Source organism: Gordonia sp. McavH-238-E, from assembly GCF_022348225.1.
Classification (GTDB): Bacteria; Actinomycetota; Actinomycetes; order Mycobacteriales; family Mycobacteriaceae; genus Gordonia; species Gordonia terrae.
Genome location: NZ_JAKRFE010000006.1, coordinates 99,835 through 120,846, shown reverse-complemented (window position 1 = coordinate 120,846; position 21,012 = coordinate 99,835). Strand labels below are relative to the sequence as shown.

General features: G+C 64.8%; 22 protein-coding genes. 14 read left to right on the top strand and 8 right to left on the bottom strand.

The features are described 5' to 3' along the window. Positions 1-31: 31 nt before the first annotated feature. The 6 genes from MHN80_RS10400 to MHN80_RS10380 all read right to left on the bottom strand — a co-directional run bounded on the left by MHN80_RS10400 (position 32) and on the right by MHN80_RS10380 (position 6,971). Entirely contained in the window at positions 32-1,621 is a 1,590-nt protein-coding gene (locus tag MHN80_RS10400) for an ATP-dependent acyl-CoA ligase (RefSeq protein ID WP_238418861.1), read from the bottom strand. A gap of 4 nt (positions 1,622-1,625) precedes the next feature. Beyond that, positions 1,626-1,931: a zinc ribbon domain-containing protein gene (locus MHN80_RS25895; protein WP_369520987.1), complete on the bottom strand. Its 306-nt coding sequence runs from the start codon at positions 1,929-1,931 to the stop codon at positions 1,626-1,628. A gap of 13 nt (positions 1,932-1,944) precedes the next feature. Beyond that, entirely contained in the window at positions 1,945-3,093 is a 1,149-nt protein-coding gene (locus tag MHN80_RS10395; RefSeq protein ID WP_238418862.1) for a thiolase family protein, read from the bottom strand. Further along, positions 3,090-4,430: an MFS transporter gene (locus MHN80_RS10390; protein ID WP_238418863.1), complete on the bottom strand. Its 1,341-nt coding sequence runs from the start codon at positions 4,428-4,430 to the stop codon at positions 3,090-3,092. Before MHN80_RS10390 ends, MHN80_RS10395 begins: the two co-directional genes overlap by 4 nt. 94 nt (positions 4,431-4,524) lie before the next feature. Then, positions 4,525-6,159, bottom strand: coding sequence for a thiamine pyrophosphate-binding protein (locus MHN80_RS10385; RefSeq protein ID WP_239401369.1), 1,635 nt, complete (start codon positions 6,157-6,159; stop codon positions 4,525-4,527). Positions 6,160-6,161: 2 nt separating this feature from the next. Beyond that, complete coding sequence (locus MHN80_RS10380) at positions 6,162-6,971, bottom strand: cyclase family protein (protein WP_238418865.1); 810 nt, start codon at positions 6,969-6,971, stop codon at positions 6,162-6,164. A gap of 100 nt (positions 6,972-7,071) precedes the next feature. Here MHN80_RS10380 and MHN80_RS10375 point away from each other — a divergent pair, with 100 nt between their 5' ends. The 6 genes from MHN80_RS10375 to MHN80_RS10350 all read left to right on the top strand — a co-directional run bounded on the left by MHN80_RS10375 (position 7,072) and on the right by MHN80_RS10350 (position 12,392). After that, on the top strand, positions 7,072-8,028 hold the full coding sequence (locus MHN80_RS10375; RefSeq protein WP_239401367.1) for a LysR family transcriptional regulator: 957 nt from the start codon (positions 7,072-7,074) through the stop codon (positions 8,026-8,028). A gap of 103 nt (positions 8,029-8,131) precedes the next feature. Continuing rightward, on the top strand, positions 8,132-9,607 hold the full coding sequence (locus MHN80_RS10370; RefSeq protein ID WP_238418867.1) for a 2-hydroxymuconic semialdehyde dehydrogenase: 1,476 nt from the start codon (positions 8,132-8,134) through the stop codon (positions 9,605-9,607). A 20-nt stretch (positions 9,608-9,627) separates the two neighbouring features. Beyond that, on the top strand, positions 9,628-10,407 hold the full coding sequence (locus tag MHN80_RS10365; RefSeq protein ID WP_238418868.1) for a fumarylacetoacetate hydrolase family protein: 780 nt from the start codon (positions 9,628-9,630) through the stop codon (positions 10,405-10,407). Further along, the gene (locus MHN80_RS10360) at positions 10,404-10,862 is read left to right on the top strand and encodes a RidA family protein (protein ID WP_238418869.1); all 459 of its coding nucleotides are present in this window, start codon (positions 10,404-10,406) and stop codon (positions 10,860-10,862) included. Before MHN80_RS10365 ends, MHN80_RS10360 begins: the two co-directional genes overlap by 4 nt. Continuing rightward, positions 10,859-11,380, top strand: a complete 522-nt coding sequence (locus MHN80_RS10355; RefSeq protein WP_238418870.1) for a 3-hydroxyanthranilate 3,4-dioxygenase — start codon at positions 10,859-10,861, stop codon at positions 11,378-11,380. The genes MHN80_RS10360 and MHN80_RS10355 overlap by 4 nt, the downstream gene beginning before the upstream one ends. A gap of 1 nt (position 11,381) precedes the next feature. Further along, positions 11,382-12,392, top strand: coding sequence for an amidohydrolase family protein (locus MHN80_RS10350; RefSeq protein ID WP_238418871.1), 1,011 nt, complete (start codon positions 11,382-11,384; stop codon positions 12,390-12,392). Positions 12,393-12,574: 182 nt separating this feature from the next. Here MHN80_RS10350 and MHN80_RS10345 read toward each other — a convergent pair whose 3' ends face one another. Beyond that, positions 12,575-12,883, bottom strand: a complete 309-nt coding sequence (locus MHN80_RS10345; protein WP_238418872.1) for a cupin domain-containing protein — start codon at positions 12,881-12,883, stop codon at positions 12,575-12,577. Between the two features lie 97 nt (positions 12,884-12,980). Here MHN80_RS10345 and MHN80_RS10340 point away from each other — a divergent pair, with 97 nt between their 5' ends. The 7 genes from MHN80_RS10340 (at position 12,981) to MHN80_RS10310 (ending at position 18,496) form a co-directional block, all read left to right on the top strand. Beyond that, the gene (locus MHN80_RS10340; protein WP_239401365.1) at positions 12,981-13,391 is read left to right on the top strand and encodes a globin domain-containing protein; all 411 of its coding nucleotides are present in this window, start codon (positions 12,981-12,983) and stop codon (positions 13,389-13,391) included. 227 nt (positions 13,392-13,618) lie between these two features. Then, a complete protein-coding gene (locus MHN80_RS10335) occupies positions 13,619-14,530 on the top strand; it encodes a hypothetical protein (protein WP_239401363.1) in 912 nt (303 codons plus the stop codon). Positions 14,531-14,685: 155 nt separating this feature from the next. Beyond that, a complete protein-coding gene (locus tag MHN80_RS10330) occupies positions 14,686-15,855 on the top strand; it encodes an LLM class flavin-dependent oxidoreductase (protein WP_239401361.1) in 1,170 nt (389 codons plus the stop codon). A gap of 1 nt (position 15,856) precedes the next feature. Beyond that, positions 15,857-16,270, top strand: a complete 414-nt coding sequence (locus MHN80_RS10325; protein ID WP_239401359.1) for an SRPBCC family protein — start codon at positions 15,857-15,859, stop codon at positions 16,268-16,270. Between the two features lie 79 nt (positions 16,271-16,349). Continuing rightward, positions 16,350-16,886 carry a flavin reductase family protein gene (locus MHN80_RS10320; RefSeq protein ID WP_239401357.1) on the top strand — a complete coding sequence of 179 codons (537 nt, stop codon included), beginning with the start codon at positions 16,350-16,352 and terminating at the stop codon, positions 16,884-16,886. Next, positions 16,883-18,136 carry a 3,4-dihydroxy-2-butanone-4-phosphate synthase gene (gene ribB / locus MHN80_RS10315; RefSeq protein ID WP_239401355.1) on the top strand — a complete coding sequence of 418 codons (1,254 nt, stop codon included), beginning with the start codon at positions 16,883-16,885 and terminating at the stop codon, positions 18,134-18,136. The genes MHN80_RS10320 and ribB overlap by 4 nt, the downstream gene beginning before the upstream one ends. Continuing rightward, positions 18,137-18,496: a hypothetical protein gene (locus tag MHN80_RS10310; protein WP_239401353.1), complete on the top strand. Its 360-nt coding sequence runs from the start codon at positions 18,137-18,139 to the stop codon at positions 18,494-18,496. Between the two features lie 14 nt (positions 18,497-18,510). Here MHN80_RS10310 and MHN80_RS10305 read toward each other — a convergent pair whose 3' ends face one another. Further along, a complete protein-coding gene (locus tag MHN80_RS10305) occupies positions 18,511-19,329 on the bottom strand; it encodes a helix-turn-helix transcriptional regulator (protein ID WP_110117443.1) in 819 nt (272 codons plus the stop codon). 77 nt (positions 19,330-19,406) lie between these two features. Here MHN80_RS10305 and MHN80_RS10300 point away from each other — a divergent pair, with 77 nt between their 5' ends. After that, positions 19,407-21,011: a fatty acyl-CoA synthetase gene (locus MHN80_RS10300; RefSeq protein ID WP_239401351.1), complete on the top strand. Its 1,605-nt coding sequence runs from the start codon at positions 19,407-19,409 to the stop codon at positions 21,009-21,011. The last annotated feature ends 1 nt before the right edge of the window (position 21,012 follow it).

Below are 21,012 nucleotides of genomic sequence, written 5' to 3'. Positions count from 1 at the left end.
GCTCGAGGGTTGAATCGGCAGCCGGTTCTTATCAACTTTCCGCATCGCGATCCCACGTCGTCGCCGTCTTTCCGCGTTCTCGGAGGAGAACTTTGCGGATCTTCCCGTTCTCGGTGGTCGGCAGCGTCTCGACGATGTCGACAAAACGGGGAACGGCGAACTTCGCCAGACGGCCATGGCAGTGGTCGACGATCTCGCGAGGGGTGAGGATTGCGCCGGCCTTGGGAACAACCGACACCATGACCTCGTCCTCGGCCATCTCAGATGGCACCGGATACGCTGCCACCGATTCGACGGCGGGGTGTAGTCCGATTGCCTGCTCGACTTCGAAGGACGAGATGTTCTCCCCCCGCCGACGGATCACGTCCTTCATGCGGTCGACGAACCGGAACCAGCCGTCCGGCTCCCGGACGACGCGATCACCGGTGTGGAACCACAGGTTCCGCCATGTTTCCGTTGTCTTGTCGGACATGCCGTGGTAGCCGGTGGCAAACGCATATGGGACGCGTGGGCGGAGCAGAAGCTCCCCTGGTGTGCCGTCCGGTACTGGAGAGTCGTGCTCATCCACCACGACCGCTTCGAAGTCGGGCTGGACCTGGCCGATGTAGCCGGGTCGAGGCATGTCCGGCGCGGAGGTCAGGACCGAGTTGGTCTCTGTCGAACCGAAGCCGTCGACGAGTCGGATGCCGAACCGATCGAAGAACGGGTCGGCCAGACCCGCCGGAGTTGCCGGTGACAGCGCGCGGTTCACGTTGTGCTCCCGATCCCTCGACTGAGGCTCGCGGGACCAGAGAATGTTGATCATCGCCCCAAGCAGATAAGTGACCGTGGCGTCCGAGTCGGACAGCTCCGACCAGAACCGCCGCGCGGAGAATCGACGTCCTACGACGATCGTTGCCCCGGCGACGAGAGTTTGGAAGAAGGCGTTGAGGGCATTGGTGTGGAACAGCGGCAAAACCGTGAACAACGTGTCCTCATCGGAGATGCAGAGCTGCTCGGAGACGGTGATCCCCCACCAATAGAACTGGGCGTGGGGGCAGCACACACCTTTTGACACGCCCGTGGTTCCAGAGGTGTAGAGCAGCGCCGCCGTATCACCCGGCGACACCGAGCAGGGCGGGACGGTCCCGGAGAGCTCTGGGAAGGTGCGCACGTCGTAACCCGCCACAGCTGTGGCGGCTGAATCCAGCAACCAGACCTGCTCGAGATCGGGCGGGACCGGAACCGACTCCAGGCGGTTGAGGAGTTCTGGCTCGATGACCAGAATCCGGGAGTTCGAGTTCTCCAGCGCATGGTGTAGCTGGGTTCCCTGCAACGCGGCGTTCAGTGGCACGGCGACTGCACCGATCCAGGCGCACCCGAGGATGGTCTGAAGCAGTTCGAGCCGATTCTGCGACAGTGTCGCGACCTTGTCCCCGCGACTTATCCCGTTCGCTTGCAACATCGCTGCAGTCGCGGCGGCCAGGTCGCGAACCTCGGCGTAGGTAAGTGCGGATTCCCCCATCTTCAACAGTGTCTTGTCGCTGTACAGCTCTGCCTGACGTGTCAGCAGGGCTGGAATGGTGCAATCCTTCAAGGGAAGACCGCGAAGCGGTGCGATGCGGTCAACGGTGCTCTGCATTTGTTCATTGCTCCTTGGCGGAGGGCTGCGGTATCACCGCGACCGGCCCGCCGGTTGTCTGCGTTTCTGGTGATGCCAAGTCGATTTCGGACCCGGGGACCCCGCCCTCGCCGACGACTTTCGCAACAACTGTCGGACCCAGGTCGGTACGTATCGACGCGAAGGTGACTGCGGGTGTGCCGCGCTGAACAGAGATTTCTTCGATGACACCTCGGTAGGCAGTCAGGGGTTCGAAATCGCCACTGCAGCAATGAGGGCAGAGGCTACGTGGAGGGAAGGACGCTCTTCCGCACCTCGTGCAGCTCTGCATCGTGATGCCCATGTCAAACCCTTTCGAGAATCGCAAGGTTCGCGCAGGATCCGTAGCGATAGGTGACCATGCCGTAACCGCTGACGGCGGCGGTGCGTGCGCCGGGAACCTGGCGCTCGCCGGCTTCGCCACGCAACTGGATGACGGCTTCGACGAGCCCATGCATTCCCGCCGCTGACCCCGCCTGCCCCGCGGACAGTTGACCGCCCGAGGTGTTGACCGGCCATCGATCGTGGAGGAGGCGATCGGTGATGTCGAACAAACTCCCGGTGGGGACGAAACCCATGTCCTCCAACTGGATCAACACCATGACCGGATAGTCGTCGTAGACGCTGATCACATCGATATCGGCAGGACGCAGACCTGCGCGGTTCCACAGTTCTGGGGCGACTCGGCACAGGCCGGTACGAAGTCCATCGCCTTCATGTCCGTCCCAGTTCACAGAACCGCCGATGGCACTGACGCGAACCGCCGGACTTCCGTCCTGCATGTGGTCCTGTCTCGTGATCACGATGGCGTCTGCACCCGTGACCGGCGGAACACAGTCGAACCGACGCAGGGGCGACGCGATGACGGGCGAGGTGAGATAGTCGTCCATACTCATAGGCGTCCGGTAGACGGCACCTGGATTCATTGTCGCCCAATGTCTCTGGGCAACAGCCACCGCTCCGTACGCCTTATCGTCGAGGCCATGTCGACGCATGTGGCGTTGCGTGAGCATCGCGAACATGGCGTTCGGTCCGCCCATTCCCAACGGAGTGACATAGTCCCGGGTGATGGCGTTGTATTCGTCGACTACTGACTTGAAGTCCGACGCGGTCATGCGATCGCCGGCAACCAGGACAATGGTTTCCGCGTCTCCGGCCTCGATTGCACGCACGGCATGCTGAAGCATGTTCACGCCGCTGGCTCCGCCGTTGGTGTCCTCCATGATCCAGCGGAGAGCCAGGCCGCTGCGAAGGGCCAGGTCGACAGCGTGGTCGGGTTTGAGGGTGAAGCTCGATACCCCGAGCCCATCAACGTCTTCGAGAGCAAGGCCGGCCTTCTCGACCGCCTGCCGAACAGCACTGGTCAGCAGACGCTCTGTGGTCTCGACTCCCTCTGGGTGTCGGGTATACGGCACCTCGACTGCGCTGGCGATGACTGCGCTGTGCCCGGTCATACCGGCTCGCCGATCTCGTCCAGCGAACGGGAATCCGGAGCAGCAGGCGGCATCCCCGAAAGCGAGTCGATGCCCTTGGTTTCGGGAGCCTTGAGCACGGCGACGGTGCTGAGGACGCCGAAGAGGGCCAGGTACACCGCGATGGGCCAGTACGTCCCGGACCAGGCAAGCAGGCCTGTGGCGATCAGCGGCGCGACACCGCCGGCAAAGATCGCGGCGACTTCATGACCTATCGACAATCCGCTGTAGCGGACCTTTCCGGTGAACAGTTCGCTGAAGAAGCTCGGCTGAGTACCGATCATCGCACTGTGGCAGATGCTGATGGCGATGATGATCGCGAGCCAGATGAGCGCCGTGTTCTGTGTGTTGATCAGAAGGAAAAACGGTGCGGCCCAGATGATCACCCCGACGGCGCCGATGAGATAAACCGGGCGTCGACCTATCCGATCAGACAGTGCCGCGAACCCGACCATGGTGAATGTCTCCAGGATGTTGGCGACGATGATCGCGGTCAGAATCACCCCGCTACCCACACCGATGTGGACTCCGTAGGCGAGGGAGAACACCGCGAAGATGTACGAACCGCCGTTCTCGGCCATGCGCGCGCCTACGGTGACCAGGATTGATCGCCGCTGCGTCTTGATCGCTTCGAGTGCGGGGAAGCGAACCCGGTTGTCCTCCGCCTGGAGCTCCTCGAAAACCGGGGTTTCCTGGACCTTCATGCGGATCACCAGGCCGGCGATCATGAGAACCAGTCCCAGAAGGAACGGTATTCGCCAACCCCAGGAGAGAAACTCGTCTTCGGGGAGCAGGTTGACCAGGGCGAACACTGACGACGACAGGATGAAGCCCAACGTGACGCCCACCTGGCTGAAGGCGGAAAAGAATCCGCGCCGGCTCGGTGGAGCATTCTCGCTGATCAAGAGTACTGCGCCACCCCATTCCCCGCCCACCGCGATTCCCTGAATCACACGCAGAATCACGAGGAGAATCGGCGCCCAGACGCCGATCTGGGCATGTGTGGGGAGTAGACCGATGAGCGCAGTACAGACGCCCATCATCATGAGTGTGATGACGAGCATTGACTTTCGTCCGACGCGGTCACCGAAGTGCCCGAAGATGACTCCACCGAAGGGCCGTGCGACGAAGCCTATGGCGAACGTTCCGAATGCGGCGAGTGTTCCAACGAGGGAATCGTCTCCGGTGAAGAAGAGCGGCCCGAAGACGAGGGCTGCGGCGGTTCCGTACAGAAAGAAGTCGTACCACTCGAGGGCGCTGCCGATCAGGCTCGCGGTGGCCGCCTTACGCGTTCGGCTTTCTACAGATTGATTGGACATGGCAGGAATCCGTTTCCTATATTGCGAGAATCATGATTGAGGGCGTATCAGCGGGCCAGTGATACCGGCGTCGGGATCTCGTTGGGACTGTGAGTCAGTGACCGAATGCTTCGACAAGCCACCATGCCCCTTCGTCCGAGACGATCTTGGCGTCCAGGACCATCGGGCGATTGGGTTGGTCGAGCCAGGACTTGATCGGGAGTAGATCGTCGAGGCACCTGACGGTGACGGTCTCACAGCCGAAGCCACGAGCGAGGGCAGCGATGTCCGTCTCTGGGAAGGTCACCGCGTCGAGGTCTTCGTGTGCTCCGAAGTGGTGGGCTTCCGCCCCGTACTGCGCGTCGTTGTAGACGATGACGAGCATGGGGAGGTTCAGTCGGGCTGCCGTCTCGAGTTCGCTGATACCCATCAAGAAGCCACCGTCGCCGCAGGCTGCGATCGGAACACGGTCGGGTTGAGCGATCGCGGCGCCGATCGCGGTGGCGAGGCCGAGGCCAACGGATTGAAATGCCTGGGTGAAGCAGAATCCGTACTCGTCGGGTACGTCGAGAAACATGCTCGGGTAGCCGAGGAAGTTCCCGGAATCCACCGACAGGACCCGCGAGCGCGGCAGCATTCGATTCAGCTGTGCACTCATCAGCCGGGGATCGATACGCTCGTCTGTGCTCTCGTCTTCGAACGGGACCTGGTGCCATCGACCTTCGGTCTGAATTCGTCGCAGAGTCCCGCTGGTCCGGTAGCCGGTCCTCTCGACCCGCGCCTCGGCAAGCAGAGCCGAGACGTCGGCGGCGGTTTCCGCCACGCCGGCCCACACACCGAGATCGACCGGGCGATGCCGCCCGAGGGCGCTCTGGTCGATGTCGACCTGGACAACCTTCGCGCTGTCGCCGATCAAGCGGCCGTGCCGCATGGTCCACATGTTCAGTGTGCATCCCCAGCCGACGATGAGGTCGGCGTTTGTGATGAGCTCAGCGGCAAGTGGCGTCGAGAACCCTCCGGCCACGTCGATACTCCACGGCTCCCCTTCGAACATCCCTCGGGCGACGGCAGATGTCGCCAGCAGGGCTCCGCATCGTTCTGCGAGTTCGATGAGGGTGCGTTTCGCAGGACCCCCACGGGCACCACGTCCAACGACGAACACAGGCCTCTGTGCCTGCTTGAGCAGTACCGCGAGTTCTTCCACATCGGTTCGCTGAGGCCGGGGAGCCATCCTGGTGATCGGGTGCGGAACCGAGACGGACCCGGTCAGTACACAGTCCTGGACATCGATGGGGATGTTGAGCACCACCGTGCGCTTCTGCATCGCGCAGACGTTGTACGCGTGAGTCAGATCGGAAACAGCTGTCTCCGCAGATCGGATTCGGAGCGCCACTGCTCCGCAGCCGCGGGCGATCGATTCCTGGTCGATGTAGAAGTTCGACTTCGGATCGGTGGCTTCGGCGGTCAGGACGAGCAGCGGGCTCTGGCTCTTCGCGGCCTCGACTATGCCGGTCAACGCGTTGGTGTAGCCGCACCCTTGATGCAGCGAGAGCACGGTCACCTGCTCGCTCATCCGGGCGTGGGCGTCTGCCATGACCGCTGCGCCGCCCTCATGACGTGCCGCGACGAAGCGGGCGCCGGCTCCAACGAGTGCGTTCGTATAGTGGAAGTTGCCGCTACCGACGACACCGAACGCCACCCGGACACCGAGCTCGTACAACGCTCGACCGATAGCTTCGCGAACGTACATGATCAATCTCCCTTTTCGAGCTCGGTGGGTGTTTTCACGAGCGCCAGCACTCGGGCGGGGCTACCTGACCCGCCGACGATCTTCAGCGGCGCGACGACCAGCACTCCACCGGCGGCGGGGAGTGAATCGAGATTTCGTAGCTGCGTGACGCCGTACTTGCCGGCGCCGAGCAGGTGGTGGTGACACGGGAAGGGTGGGTCGAAGGCGTATGCTTGGCCGGCGTCGATACCGACGGTTTCCACTCCGATGCCCCTGATTGGGCTCTGTGTCGCCAACCATTCGGCGCACTCCACCGAGATGCCGGGCGTGTGAGGACCATCGCCGTCAGCGTTGATGAATTGCACTTCGTCAGCGGCTCGGCGGTCCCAGCCTGTTCGGTAGAGCAGCCAACCGCCTTCGGGCAAGGGGCCGTAGCTCCGTTCCCAATCCAGTACGTCATCGACACCGAGCAGGAAGTCAGGGTCGTCGACAACCTCCTTCGACTTGTCGATGACGACGAAAGGACCGATCAGGTGAGAAGCCGGAACACGCGAGACATCGGCGAGATCACGGCCGGTGACCCAGTGACACGGAGCGTCGAAGTGAGTCCCCACGTGTTCGCCGGTGTGGATGGCGTTCTGGTAGGACGTCTCACCCCTCTCGTCATAGCGTGCAAGCTCCTCGAGAGAGAATCGCGGAATCGGCTCCATGCCATCGGGAAGTGGCAGAACCGGAGTCCGGTCCGACAGGGGGGCGGTGAGGTCCACGACGCTGATCGTGTTGTCTCTCAACCCCTCTGACAGACCGAGGGCGGACGGGAGTAGTTCGGGCATGCCCTAGATACTTCAGTTTGTGGGCTGATCCACATAATGCCCTTCTTGCACGCACTATGCCCATATGGCTATCACGCCAGGCTCTGGCTATGCTCTCGCCATGGAACGTCGGCTGAAACACCTCCTCGACGGCGGCTTCAAACTCCGTCATCTACAACTGATCACGGCAATCGCGAACAATGGAACAATCGTCGGCGCTGCTGCGGATCTGTATGTGACCCAGCCTGTGGTGACCCGGGGTTTACGTGAGGCAGAAGAGATTCTGGGAGTGCGGCTGTTCGACCGCAGCACGCGCGGGGTCACCCCGACGCCCTATGGCACCTTGCTGCTTGAACACGCCGAGATGATCCTGACCAGCATGGAACGTCTGGCCGAGAACATCGATCACCTCCAACAGAGCGGAACGCGACCGATCCGGGTGGGCACGAACATGACCGGGTCGTATGTTCTCCTCCCACGCACCCTGGTGTCGCTGAAGGCCGCGCACCCTGGTCTCAAGGTGTCGGTGGTCGAGGGCACCGACGAGACCTTGCTCGAGTTGCTGGCGCACCACAAGCTCGACGTCCTGATCGGGCGGATGACTGACGGGAACCCCCACCACATCACCCAGCGGCATCTGTACGACGAGCCCATCCGGATCATGGCAAGGGTTGGACATCCCGCCTTCACGGGCGACGGCCTCGAGCCCGAGTCTCTGGCGTCATTCCCCTGGGTGCTGCCGCCTCCGACCGCGGTGGCAAGCCGATTCGGTGGGTCATTCGGCGAGACCGGATCTTGGGTCCCCACGAATGTCATCGAGTGCACGTCAATCCTCACGATCCGGGCGATTCTGCACGCCACCGATTCACTGGCCCCCCTGCCGGTGCTGGTCGGAACGAACGATCCCGAGCTGCGCATGCTCCCCGTGGAGCTCGATACCCTCCCCCGCGCAATCGCTCTCATTCACTCGGCAGAGTCAGCCCTGAGCGAGAGCGCCGACTTGTTCGTGTCGCACCTCCTCGACGAGGTCGAGGCGATCGAATCCGAGCTATCGGGATTGCACCTCGACCTCAAGTAGCGCACGAGATCGGATCGAGCCGACGAACCTTATGTCCGTATGGACATGGCTGGCTCCGATATAGGCATTTGTTTGGTATAGCCGGGGGCCCGACCATTGATCCATGACTTCAACCCCCGACGGCTGGATCCGCAACTTCGTCGACGGAGCCTTCGTCGATCCCGATCCGCGGCGTGGATTCGATCAGGTCGATCCTGCGACCGGACGGACGCTCGGCCAGGTCCACGAGGCCGACCAGGCGCTGGTCGATCGCGCCGTGAACGCCGCCCGTCGGGCCCTTGACAACGGCTGGGCCGACACGCCGGTGCGCGAACGCTCCGCGCTGTTGCGCCGCGCCGCGGATCGCATCGAGCAACGCTTCGAGGAGTTCGTCGCCGCCGAGATGGCCGACACCGGTAAGCCGATCACCCAGGCACGAGAACTCGACGTGGCTCGAGCGCTGACCAACTTCAGGACGTTCGCCGATGTCGCTGCCGCCGCCGGCCAGGAGTCGTTCATGACCGACCTTGCCGGCGGTCGGCAGGCGCTCAACTATGCGGTCCGCAAACCGCTCGGCGCGGTCGCGGTGATCGTGCCGTGGAACCTGCCACTGCTCCTGCTGACCTGGAAGGTGGCGCCCGCACTCGCGTGCGGTAATGCCGTGGTGGTCAAGCCAAGCGAGGAGACGCCCGCGACTGCCACTCTGCTCGCGGAGGTCCTCGCCGAGGTGGGACTGCCCGCCGGCGTGTACAACGTGGTGCACGGCTTCGGTGGCAACTCCGCCGGCGAGTACCTCACGACACATCCGGGAATCGACGGTGTCACCTTCACCGGTTCGTCCGCGACCGGCTCTCATGTGATGAAAACCGTTGCGCCCCGTGTACGTCCGGTGTCGTTCGAGCTCGGGGGGAAGAATGCCGCGATCGTGTTCGATGACGTCGACCTCGACGAAGCACTCACCGGACTCACCAGGTCCGTCTTCGCCAACACGGGCCAGGTGTGTCTGTGTACCGAAAGGGTGTACGTCCACCGTTCCATCTTCGACGACGTCGCTGTCGGGCTCGTCGAGCGTGCCGAGCGACTGCGTCTGGGCAACCCCGCCGATCCCGACGTCACCACCGGACCACTGATCTCGCAGGGGCACCGCGACAAGGTAATGCGCTATTTCGAGCTCGCCGAGCAGTCGGGCGCCAAAGTCTTGACCGGGGGCGGAATTCCGGACCTGGGTCAGGATTTCGAGTCCGGCTCGTGGGTGGAGCCGACGCTGTGGACGGGACTGACCAACGAGGACCCGGTTCTGCGTGAAGAGATCTTCGGGCCGGTCGCCGCATTGGTGCCGTTCGACACGGAAGCGGAGGCGATCGCGCTCGCCAACGACACCCAGTACGGGCTGGCCGCGTCGGTGTGGACCAACGACCTGCGACGCGGACACCGCGTCGCACAGAAGATGAACGTCGGAATCTCCTGGGTCAACACTTGGTTCACGCGCGAACTGCGATCTCCATTCGGTGGCGTCGGGTTGTCCGGAATCGGCAGGGAGGGCGGCGAGTCGTCGTTGCACTTCTATACCGAGCCCACCAACGTGTGCGTGGCCCTATGACTCCCGGGAAAAGAGGAACAATGGAAGCGAAGTCACTGACCCGCAAGGAGATAGACACCCTTGCCGCGCGATTGGACGAGGCACAGCTGCAGGTACTCGACACTCCGAGTCTCGCAGACGATGTCGAGGTCCACATCGACGACGCGTACCGCGTCCAGGAAGCGCTGGTCGGCCGGCAACTCGACCGTGGGCAGACGCTCGTGGGCGTCAAGCTCGGGTTCACCAGCAAGGCCAAGATGGCTCAGATGGGTGTTTCCGACGTGATCGTCGGCCGGCTCACCGACGCTATGCGCGTCGACAACGGCGGTCGATTCGATCTGAGCCGGTTCATTCACCCCAAGATCGAACCCGAGGTCGCGTACCGCCTGATGCAGGACATCGATCTCGACGACCCAGGTGTCGACGTCGAAACCTGCGTCGACGCCGTCGCTCCGGCGATGGAGATCATCGACTCCCGCTACCGTGACTTCCGGTTCACCTACACCGACGTGGTCGCCGACAACACGTCCGCAGCCGCTTTCGTGATCGGTCCGTGGCAGTCGATGCGTTCCGTCGGCGATCTCTCGGTGCGACTCGAGGCGGGCGGGCAGTCCGTTGACGGTTCCACCGCCGCGATTCTCGACGATCCGGTCAACGCTCTCCACGCACTTCTCGACGTGTGTCGCCGTCGCCGAATTCCGTTGCGCGCGGGCGATGTGGTGCTCGCCGGCGCCGCCACCGCGGCAATCCCGTTGGCGGCGGGCGCCGCACGATGCGACATCGACGGCCTCGGCAGCGTCACCGCCGAAGTCAGCTCATGAGCCACGACGCCGCCGCCCGGGTCCTCGAGCAACTCGCGATCCCACGCGGACGATTCCCACATCTGAAGGTCGCGGGCGACTTCGTCTATGTCTCCGGAACGAGCTCCCGTCGACCGGACAATACGTTCGACGGTGTCGAGGTCGACGAGATGGGAACGACGAATCTCGACATCCGAGCACAGACGCGAGCGGTCATCGACAACATCCGATCGATCCTCGTCGAGGTCGGTGCGGATCTGAGCGATCTCGTGCAGGTCACCTCCTATCTCGTGTCGATGAACGACTTCGGCGGCTACAACGAGGTGTACGCCGAGGTGTTCGACGAAACCGGTCCGACCCGGACCACCGTTGCGGTACACCAACTTCCGCATCCGCATCTACTGATCGAGATCCAGGGTGTCGCCTACCTGCCCCCTCATCGCCGTACCGCCCTCAACCTGAAGGATCACTCATGAACGCCATCCCGCCCGTCATCGACTTCCAGAAGTGGATCGCCGAGAACAAACACCTGCTCGCACCGCCGGTGAACAACCAGACGATGGCCTTGGGCGACGACTTCGTCGTCCAGGTGGTCGGCGGTCCAAATCAGCGCACCGACTATCATCTCGACCCGTACGAGGAGTGGTTCTACCAGCTCGAGGGCAGTATCTACGTGGACGTCATGACCGCGGACGGACCGGAGCGCGTGCATATCCGCGAAGGCGAGACCTGGCTGCTGCCCGGCAACATTCCGCATTCACCGCAACGCCCGACCGCCGACTCGATCGGCCTTGTCATCGAACGCGTGCGTCGTGAGGGCACCCTGGAGAAGTTCCAGTGGTACTGCCTCGACTGCAATCACTTGATCCACGAGATCGAGCTGCAGGTGCGCAATATCGTCGCCGACCTGCCACCGGTCTTCGTTCAGTTCTACGAGGACGAGCAGGCTCGCACCTGTGACAACTGCGGGGCCCTGCATCCCGGGAAGGGCTGACGTGAGCGGCACCATCGACGTCCACACCCACTATGTTCCCAAGGGCTGGCCGGACCTGACCGCCGATGCGGGGCGCGATGCGCCGTGGCTGCGGATCGAGACCGAGGCTGAAGCCGTGATAATGATGGGTTCGAACGAGTTCCGACGCATTCAGTCCGACGCCTGGGATGCAGGCATCCGACTGCGGGACATGGATTCCGACGGCGTCCGGACCCAGGTTGTCTCACCCACACCGGCATTCTTCAATTACGGTCGCGCCGGCGCGCAGGCCGAACGGATCGCACGTGTCTTCAACGATCTCGCGCTCGACATCGTGGCCCCCGCCCCGGAGCGGCTGATTCCGTTCTGCCAAGTGCCATTACAAGACCCTGACGCTGCTTGCCGTGAAGTCGAGCGTTGCATCGCCAATGGGCACCGTGGAGTCGAGATTGGCAACCACGTCGGCGATCGAGACCTCGACAGCGAAGGGGTGGTGACGTTCTTGCAACACTGCGCGTCGATGGACGTTCCGGTATTCGTCCATCCTTGGGACATGGACTCGTCGCCCCGCCTCAATCGCTGGATGGCGCAGTGGCTGACCGCCATGCCCGCAGAGACGCACCTGTCGATCCTGGCGTTGATCCTGGGTGGCGTCTTCGACCGTATTGACGATCGGCTGAAGATCGCCTTCGCCCACGGCGGGGGATCGTTCGCGTTCTGGCTCGGCCGAATGGAGAATGCCTGGCACCGCCGCAACGACCTCATCGGCACCTCCGCGATGCCGCCGTCGCACTACCTCGGCCGCTTCTACGTGGACTCCGTTGTGTTCGACGACCGCGCGCTGCGCCTGCTCGTCGACACGGTCGGATCGGACCGGGTGATGGTGGGTAGCGACTACCCCTACCCGCTCGGGGAGCGGCCGGTGGGAGAGGTCGTCCGCACGAGCGACTTCCTGGACGAGGCCTCGCGGGAACTCATTAAGCGCGGCAACGCCGAGCGATTCCTTGGACTCACCGATACGCCTGCGAGATAGCCGATCGAGCCTCGATCCGAGGCGTCGATCGAGACTGCGATTTCCGATGTGGTCGCCTGCTCGGGCCGGAGTGGCGCGGTCACGACGAGGCGAGCAACCGCCAGCACCGACCCGGTACGGGGATTGCCCCGGACGGCCCGGGCGGAGTCAGATCTAGAGTGCCTGGCCATACTGCTCGTCGGTCACCGGTTGCAGCCACTCGACCGCGTCGTCTGGTCGTCGGCCTCGTTTATGGCAAAGTGGACCATCAGGGGCGCCGGGGCGGCGCCGTGCCAGTGTTCCTCGCCTGCTCCGAAGAGCACGCGCTCACCGGGTCGGATAACCTCGACAGGCCCACCGCGGCGCTGCCACAGCCCGATCCCCTCGGTGACGAAGACCGTCTGGCTCAGCGGATGCCGGTGCCAGTGCGTCCGCGCACCCGGCATGAAGTGGACGAGGTTCGCCGATACGTGCGACGGCGAAGTGAGAGCTTCAGATCTGAGTCCGGTCATTCTGCTTCCGGCAGCTCCCACGTGGTGTAGATGTTACAAAGATACACAAACTGTTTCATTGCCACATCGTACGACCCCGACGAGGTGCAGCCCCACCATGTTGAACCCAGAAGTGTTGCAAGACAGCCTGTCCCTGGTCATCGACGACGAACAGAAGTTGATGCTCGACTTCTACGACCGACTGTTCGATGAACATCCGGAGGTCCGGCCGATGTTCGGCGCCGACCTGCGACCGCAGGCCGCGATGCTGCAACAGGCCATCGCCGCCGTCCTCGACCATCTCGACGACGCCGACTGGCTGGGACGCACACTCGGCGCACTGGGACGCCGGCACAATGATCTCGGGGTGACGCCCGAGATGTACGGCTGGGTCGCCGGTGCGCTCATCGCGACGATGGCCGAGCACGGCGGCGCGGAGTGGACCGACGAGATGACCTCCGCCTGGACCGAAGCCCTCGGCGCAGTCGCCGGTCTCATGCTCGACGCCTACCCGACCGCCGCCGACTGAGCCGCCCGGCTCTCGTACTCACGCAGTCGGGCCCGGCGGCCCACCCACGTGCCATTGAGACGATTATCACGAATCGTTTCTCGACCTGGGGTAACCGCCGGTCAAAAGCCCATCACCCAGATCCGCCCGTCCGATTTGGGCGTTACGGTGCTCGACAGGGACGGGCCCATTTCTGACTACGTGTGGTATCAGATATCTGTTTCAGTCCGCGTTACGAGGAGGAACAGATGACCCGAGGCAGAGCGTTCGCCGCCGCCGCAGTGGCCGCAGTGCTGACATGGACAGGCGTGGGCACCGCGGTGGCCGACCCGAACATCCAGCTTCCCGGCCGCGACGACGGCACGTCGAATTGCGCCGTGCTGAACGGCCGGGCGTTCGCCGGCTACATCGGCACGGGAGACCCACAGCCGACCCGGCCAATCGACGAGAAGTTTGCCACCGCGCCCACCGACTGGTGCAACACGAACGTCGGGTACAGCAAGACCTCCTACGGACCGAACGGGGTCACCTTCAAGGTGCCGCCGACCGTCGAGGGCTTGTTCCCGTACAACAACGCGGAGATCCTCGCGAAGCCGGTGTTCGAGCCGGGTCAGACGATGACGATGCGCGTGGGCGGCACCGAGCAGATCAAATCCTGGAACGGAACCACCGGGTGGGGCGTCTCCAACCGGTCGATCGATCCCCTGGGCCTCGAGATCGCCTGGTTCATGTACAACGGGTCCGCCGGGCTGGTCGGTCAGGCGAGCACGCTCACCGCGCCGATCGCCCATGCGCTCGGACAGGACTTTCCCAAGGGTTTCTTCATGATGGTCAAGAAATCGGGAACCCTTGTCCCTCAGGCTCGTTTGCTGCCCATGAACATTCTCGACAAGCAGCACGACTATGCGGTGAAGCTCGGCGGCAAGCAGGTCGAGTTCTACGTCGACGGCAAGCAGGTCGGCACCTTCGACAACGCGCCGACCGGTAAGTGGACCGACATCTCCCGCCAACCGGTTCCGCTCCTCGGACAGATGTGGCTCGACTCGAGTTACTGGTTCCCGCTTCCGATCCCGGAGTTCAACGGACGCTGGCAGACCGCGACGATGAGCCACTATCGTCAGGGCCCCTCCGCCACCACCCCGTTGACGTTCGAGAACTGAGCCTCAGCGGAACCGGTCGCTCAGCGACCCATGTCAGAACAGTCCCCCTGCCGACCTCACGTCGGCAGGGGGATTGTCTACTTTTGCGGACTTATCTCGCTGTGTTGTGAGTCATAGCTTCTGAGGTGTACCTCTCACGTCACACAGGAGTTCCGATGACCAGACTGAAGTTCGGCACGTTCCTCGCCCCGATCCACGAGCCGGGACAGAACCCGACGCTGCTGCTGCAGCGCGATCTCGAATTCGTCCAGTACCTCGAGCAATTGGGATACGACGAGGCCTGGTTCGGCGAGCACCACTCCGCGGGCGCCGAGATCTACGCATCGCCGGAGATCATGATCGCGGCCGCGGGCGAACGCACCAGCCGCATCAAACTCGGCACGGGCGTCACCTCGGTCTCGTACCACAACCCGCTGTGGGCGGCCGAGCGCATGATCATGCTCGACCACCTGACCCGTGGCCGCGCCCTGTTCGGCCTCGGCCCAGGATCGCTCCCCACCGACGCCGCGATGCTCGGCCTCTCGCAGATCGACACCCGGGAACTGCTCGCGGAGAACACCGACATCATCATGCGTCTGCTCCGCGGCGAGACGGTGACGGCCAAGACCCGCACCCACGAACTGTTCGACGCAAAGATCCAGATGGCCCCCTACTCGGATCCGCTGTTCGACGTCGTGGTCGCCGCGATCGCGTCGCCCACCGGCGCGCGCCTCGCCGGCAAGTACGGCATCGGCCTGCTGTCGATCGCCGCCACGCTGACCACTGATGGTTTCAGTGCACTGCAACATCATTGGGGCCTACTCGAAGAGTTCGCCGCGCAGGCCGGACGCAGCGACGAGGTGGACCGCTCGACCTGGCGACTCGTCGGCCCCTTCCACATCGCCGAGACCAAAGAGCAGGCCTACAAGGATGTCGAGCACGGCATCGAGTACTGGTTCAACTACCTGCAGCACGTGGCGGCCTTCCCACAGATGGACGTCCGCGGGACCAACAAGCACGAGATGATCGACTTCATCAACACCTCCGGCATCGGTGTCATCGGTACCGCCGACGAAGCGCGTGCGCAGGTCCAGCGTCTGATCGATCAGTCCGGCGGTTTCGGCACCCTGCTGATCCAGGGCCACGACTGGGCGAACCCGCAGGCCACGCGCCGTTCCTACGAGCTGTTCGCCCAGGACGTCATGCCGTATTTCCAGGGCCAGGCGCAACCGATGATCGACGCCGCGGCCCGCGCCCAGGCGGTCCGCGAAGGTCAGGCAGCCGAGCACGTGAAGGCCGTCGAGCACATGACCAAGAAGTACGAAGCCGAGCTGGGACGGGTGTGACATGGCGAGCATCGAGGTGACCAAGGACTTCCCGTTGTCCGCGACGGACGTGTGGTCGTGGATCGGTGACACCGGCGGTGTCTCGGCCTGGATTCCGGCCATCGGCGAATCCCGGATGGACGGCGACGTCCGCCACGTGGTCTTCACCGACGGAGCACCGGCGCGCGAACGCATCGTCGCCTTCGACGAAGAGGCGCGCACCTACTCCTACGAGTACATCGACGGTCCGCTACCGCTCGAGCACTACCGCTCGACCGTCTCGGTCACCGCAGCCGGCGACGACGCCTGCTCGGTCCGCTGGTCCGCGCAGTTCGGCGCCGAATCCGCCGAGGTGGAAGCCGAACTCGCCACGGCCATCGAGGGCATCTATGCGGCCGCCCTCGACGAGTTGGCCACCAAGGCCGTCAGGGTCTGATCCTTCAGGTCTGATCCTCCAGGTCTCGGCGGGTGCGCGGCAGGACGCACCCGCCGGGGCCGCATCGGAAGGAAATCCATTGAACCCCAGTCATACCGCCGACGCGGTGGCGTCCGTGTACGCCGCCGACGCGGACTCGGTCCGCGATCGATACCGGGAGGTGCTCGCGCACTTCGGTTCCGGGGTCGTGGTCATCACCTCGGCCAGGCCGGACGGCTCACCCGTCGGGATGACCGTCGGCTCCTTCACTTCCATCTCGATGGAGCCACCGCTCGTCGGCTTCTTCGCGGGCAACACCTCGACGACGCTGCCCTCGGTCGTGTCGAACGGCGCCTTCTGCGCGAACGTCCTCGCCGAGGACCAACACCTCCTGGCCCGTACATTCGCGCGCAGCGGTGCGGACAAGTTCGCCGGCGTGGACTGGACCCGGTCCGCCACCGGCTCGCCCCGGCTGGCCGGTGCGCACGCGTGGATCGAGTGCACCATCGACGACCACCGGCCCATCGGTGATCACGATCTCGTCGTCGGACGGGTCGACGCATTGGGTGTGCCGACTGCCAGCGAGCCGTTGATCTTTCATCGGTCGGTCTTCCACGGATTGCGAGCTCACCGATGATCCCCGACGACCAGCGGCGCTCGGCCCGTTCCGCGGTCGAGAGGTGCGTCGATCAGCTCCGCCTCGGCCGTCCGGTCATCGTCATCGACGACGCCGACCGCGAGAACGAAGCCGACCTCGTGATGCCCGCTCAGTTCGCCGACGTCGACGACATCGCCTTCTTCCTCGAACACGCCTCCGGCTTCCTCTGCGTGGCGATGACCGCGGACCGTCTGGCCGAGCTGGAACTGCCTCCCATGGTCGATGATCCGACCGACCCCCTCGGCACGGCTTTCACCGTGAGCGTCGACGCGGCCGTCGGTGTCACGACCGGCATCAGCGCGGCCGATCGGGCACGGACGATCCGCACCCTCGCCGATCCGGACGTCGGGCCGACAGACCTGACGCGTCCGGGTCACGTGATGCCGTTGCGCGCCAGGGAAGGTGGGGTACTCGAACGACGTGGGCACACCGAGGCCGCCGTCGACCTGTGCACCGAAGCCGGCCTCGAACCCGCCGGCCTCATCTGTGAACTCGTCAGCCCGGACCGGCGCGCGATGCTCGGGCGGGCAGACGTCCGGGACTTCGCCGCGCGTCACGGACTCGAGGTCATCTCCATCGCCGAACTCGTGGCCCATCGCCGGGCGGGCTCGTCGGTGGAACGGGGCGCGACCTGCGCCCTGCCGACCGATCACGGCGTCTTCGAGGCCACCGTCTACCGATCATCCGGTGGCGCCGATCATCTCGCCCTCGTGTACGGCAATCCCGCGCAGGGTGAGCCGCTGGTTCGCATCCACAGCGAGTGCCTCACCGGTGACACGCTCGGGTCGCGGCGCTGCGACTGCGGCGCCCAGCTGCGAGCCGCACTCCAGCACGTCGCGGACGCCGGCTCCGGGGTCGTGGTGTACGTCGGCGGCCACGAGGGTCGCGGCATCGGTCTCGCGGCCAAGATCGCCGCCTACCGACTCCAGGACCTCGACGGCGTCGACACCGTCGATGCGAACCTGCGCCTCGGCCAGCCCATCGACAGGCGCGACTATCGGGACGCCGCAGCGGTGCTGACAGACCTCGGTATCCGACGCGTCCGGTTGCTGACCAACAACCCGGCCAAGGTCGACGGGCTGGCCTCCGAGGGTGTCGAGGTCGTCGAGGCAGTCGGACTCGAGATCGAGGCCACCGCGGACAACGCCGGATACCTCGCCACCAAGCGCGATCGGCTCGGTCACCGGCTGGCACCGGCGGTGGCGACGACGACAGCGGCGGTGGTCTGAATGTCTGACGAGAAGACCACGGAGACCATCGGATTCGGCTCGCTGTTCGAGCGGGTGACGGTGATGCACGCGACCGATCGGTGGGCCGGTGTCGCCGGTGACGTCCAAGCGGTCCTGGGATCACCGAAGTTCTCCGACGGTTCAGCGTGGGCGGCCTGGAGTGCGTTGAGCGTCTCCGACGAGACGGACGGGCCGGCGTGGTCACTCCTCGCGCGGACCCCCGACCTCGCGGCGACGATCGAGGTCGCGCACTCGCTGGGGTGGCATGTCGGTGAGAGGTCGGTGGGAGGTCATGAGACCCGGGTCCCCCTCCGCTCGCCGAACGGTCTGACCGTGATCGCATACACCCCGACGTCGTGACCGGAGCGACCCGCTCAGCGTGCCCGTCGCCGAGAACGCAGCACGGTGGTCGCGAGTTCGGCCCGGTTGCGCAGTCCGGCGGCCTCGAAGATGCGGCTCATGTACTTCTTCACCGACAGCTCCGACAGCGACAGTCGCTGGGCGATCTCGGCGTTGCTCAGCCCGTCGCTGACGAGTTCGGCGACCTCCAGTTGCCGCGGCGTGAGTGCCGCCAATGGATCGACGGGCTCGTGCGCCGCGGACACCGTCGCGGTCCGCGCGCGGAGCTGCCGCGCGAGAATGCGCATCGCGAGCATGTCCGACTCGTCCCACTCGCGGACGCGGTCGAACATCCCGATGAGAGCCTCGCCGTCGGACAGTGGCAGGTGAAGGGCCGAGGCGGTGTCCATGTCGTTGGGGTGCAGATAGTCCACGACGTACGAACGCTGCGGAACCGGCAGGCGGGACAGCTCCTCGAGAGTGGCGAAGCCCTCGGCGGTGAGCACCCGCCTTGCCCGCGGCAGCGCGAAGATGTCCTTGTCGCGCCAGCGTTCGCGGTAGTCCCGCAGCAGCGGGGCCGCGGCGCCGGTCAGCAGCGGTGCCGGATCGTCGAAGATCTCGCTGTAGGTACGGCCGTGGAAGAACGTCACGTCACGAACCCCGAAGTACGTGGAAATGGCCTCGACCAGGCCTTCCTTGAAGTGCTGGCCGCCGGCGGTGTGCTCACACTGTTCGAGCACGGCCAGGACGCCCAGCATCTGTCGACGCGACAACAGGTCCTGCCATCCCCCGCGAGGCGCCACCGACTCGGCGCCGGGCCTGCATCGGGCGCCCGGCTCAGAACTACCGCGCATAGCTATGAACAGTACCCATCGACCCCGAGCCACCGGCTCGGGTCGCACGATTTCACCGGACCGAGAGACACCTGACCATGACGACTTCTCCCCTCCCGACCGACCTCATGGCCGGCCTCATGACCGTGGCCCGGTCCCACTCGCTCGGTGACATCCCACGTCGTTCGGCGGCCCGGACGCCCGACAAGCCGGCCGTCATCCACCGCGACACCCGGCTGACCTTTCGCGAGTTCGACGACGCCGTCGACCGGGTCGCCGCCGCACTGCACGCTGCCGGCCTCAGACAGGGACAGACCCTCGGCATCCTGTCGCACAATTGCTGGCAGTTCCCCGTGGTCGTCTTCGCCGCTGCCCGGATCGGGGTGGTGTCGGTCCCGATCAACTTCATGCTGACCGCGCCGGAGATCGCATATATCCTCGACGACTGCGAGGCCGCCGGCCTGATCGCCGAGGACTCGCTCGTGCCCACCGCCGACGCCGCGATCGCCGCATCGGCGGCACCGGTGACCGTGCGCCGGTCGATCCCACTCGGCCCCGACGGTTCCGACACCCGCTGGCCGTCCATCGACGACTGGCTGAGCGAGCCGGCCGGCGCATTACCCGACGTCCGCATCGCCGACGACGACGTCATCCGCATCATGTACACCTCCGGCACCGAGTCCCGGCCCAAAGGCGCGATGCACACGAGCCGAACGCTGATGTGGCAGTACATGAGTTGTGTGGTGTCGGGCGGCATGACCGACGATGACATCGAGGTGCACTCGCTCCCGCTCTACCACTGCGCCCAGCTGGACAACTTCCTCATCACCGACATCATGCTCGGCGCGACGAGCATCATCCTCGACCGTCCGGAGGCCACGACGCTGTTGCGGACGGTCGCGCGGGAACGAGCGACCAAACTCTTCTGTCCACCCACCGTGTGGATCTCGTTGCTGCGCTCCCCCGATTTCGACCCGGCGGCGCTGTCGTCGCTGCGGAAGGGTTACTACGGGGCGTCGGCGCTCCCCGTCGAGGTGTTGCGCGAGCTGAGCACCAGCCTGCCCGACCTCCGGCTGCGAAACTTTTACGGCCAGACCGAGATGGGTTCCCTGGCCACGGTCCTGGCGCCCGACGACCAGGCCACGCGCGGGGGTTCCGCCGGTCGTCCTGCGCTGAACGTCGAGACGCGGATCGTCGATTCCGACGGTGGTGTCGTGCCGACCGGCAGTGTCGGGGAGATCGTGCATCGCAGCCCGCAGGTCACCGTCGGGTACCTCAACCTGCCCGAGAAGACCGCCGAGTCGTTCCGCGGCGGGTGGTTCCACAGCGGCGATCTCGGCTACTTCGACGACGACGGTTACCTGTGGGTGGTCGACCGGCAGAAGGACATGATCAAGACCGGCGGCGAGAACGTGTCGAGCCGCGAGGTCGAGGAGGTGCTGTTCTCCCACCCCGCCGTGCACGAGGCGGCTGTCATCGGAGTCCCGCACCCGCATTGGGTCGAAGCGGTTGCCGCAGTGGTCATCCCCGCTGCCGGACAAACCGTCGACCCTTCAGAGATCATTCACTATTGCCGGGATCGACTCGCCCCGTACAAGATCCCGAAGTTCGTCGTCGCCGCCGAGTCGCTGCCCAAGAACCCCAGCGGCAAGATCCTCAAACGCGATCTCCGCGACCGCTACGCCGACGTCGTCGACGGGTGAA

Coding starts and splice junctions, on each gene's coding strand:
- MHN80_RS10400 (WP_238418861.1), bottom strand. CDS start 1,621: ATGCAGAGCACCGTTGACCGCATCGCACCGCTTCGCGGTCTTCCCTTG.
- MHN80_RS25895 (WP_369520987.1), bottom strand. CDS start 1,931: ATGCAGAGCTGCACGAGGTGCGGAAGAGCGTCCTTCCCTCCACGTAGC.
- MHN80_RS10395 (WP_238418862.1), bottom strand. CDS start 3,093: ATGACCGGGCACAGCGCAGTCATCGCCAGCGCAGTCGAGGTGCCGTAT.
- MHN80_RS10390 (WP_238418863.1), bottom strand. CDS start 4,430: ATGTCCAATCAATCTGTAGAAAGCCGAACGCGTAAGGCGGCCACCGCG.
- MHN80_RS10385 (WP_239401369.1), bottom strand. CDS start 6,159: ATGTACGTTCGCGAAGCTATCGGTCGAGCGTTGTACGAGCTCGGTGTC.
- MHN80_RS10380 (WP_238418865.1), bottom strand. CDS start 6,971: ATGCCCGAACTACTCCCGTCCGCCCTCGGTCTGTCAGAGGGGTTGAGA.
- MHN80_RS10375 (WP_239401367.1), top strand. CDS start 7,072: ATGGAACGTCGGCTGAAACACCTCCTCGACGGCGGCTTCAAACTCCGT.
- MHN80_RS10370 (WP_238418867.1), top strand. CDS start 8,132: ATGACTTCAACCCCCGACGGCTGGATCCGCAACTTCGTCGACGGAGCC.
- MHN80_RS10365 (WP_238418868.1), top strand. CDS start 9,628: ATGGAAGCGAAGTCACTGACCCGCAAGGAGATAGACACCCTTGCCGCG.
- MHN80_RS10360 (WP_238418869.1), top strand. CDS start 10,404: ATGAGCCACGACGCCGCCGCCCGGGTCCTCGAGCAACTCGCGATCCCA.
- MHN80_RS10355 (WP_238418870.1), top strand. CDS start 10,859: ATGAACGCCATCCCGCCCGTCATCGACTTCCAGAAGTGGATCGCCGAG.
- MHN80_RS10345 (WP_238418872.1), bottom strand. CDS start 12,883: ATGACCGGACTCAGATCTGAAGCTCTCACTTCGCCGTCGCACGTATCG.
- MHN80_RS10340 (WP_239401365.1), top strand. CDS start 12,981: ATGTTGAACCCAGAAGTGTTGCAAGACAGCCTGTCCCTGGTCATCGAC.
- MHN80_RS10335 (WP_239401363.1), top strand. CDS start 13,619: ATGACCCGAGGCAGAGCGTTCGCCGCCGCCGCAGTGGCCGCAGTGCTG.
- MHN80_RS10330 (WP_239401361.1), top strand. CDS start 14,686: ATGACCAGACTGAAGTTCGGCACGTTCCTCGCCCCGATCCACGAGCCG.
- MHN80_RS10325 (WP_239401359.1), top strand. CDS start 15,857: ATGGCGAGCATCGAGGTGACCAAGGACTTCCCGTTGTCCGCGACGGAC.
- ribB (WP_239401355.1), top strand. CDS start 16,883: ATGATCCCCGACGACCAGCGGCGCTCGGCCCGTTCCGCGGTCGAGAGG.
- MHN80_RS10310 (WP_239401353.1), top strand. CDS start 18,137: ATGTCTGACGAGAAGACCACGGAGACCATCGGATTCGGCTCGCTGTTC.
- MHN80_RS10305 (WP_110117443.1), bottom strand. CDS start 19,329: ATGCGCGGTAGTTCTGAGCCGGGCGCCCGATGCAGGCCCGGCGCCGAG.
- MHN80_RS10300 (WP_239401351.1), top strand. CDS start 19,407: ATGACGACTTCTCCCCTCCCGACCGACCTCATGGCCGGCCTCATGACC.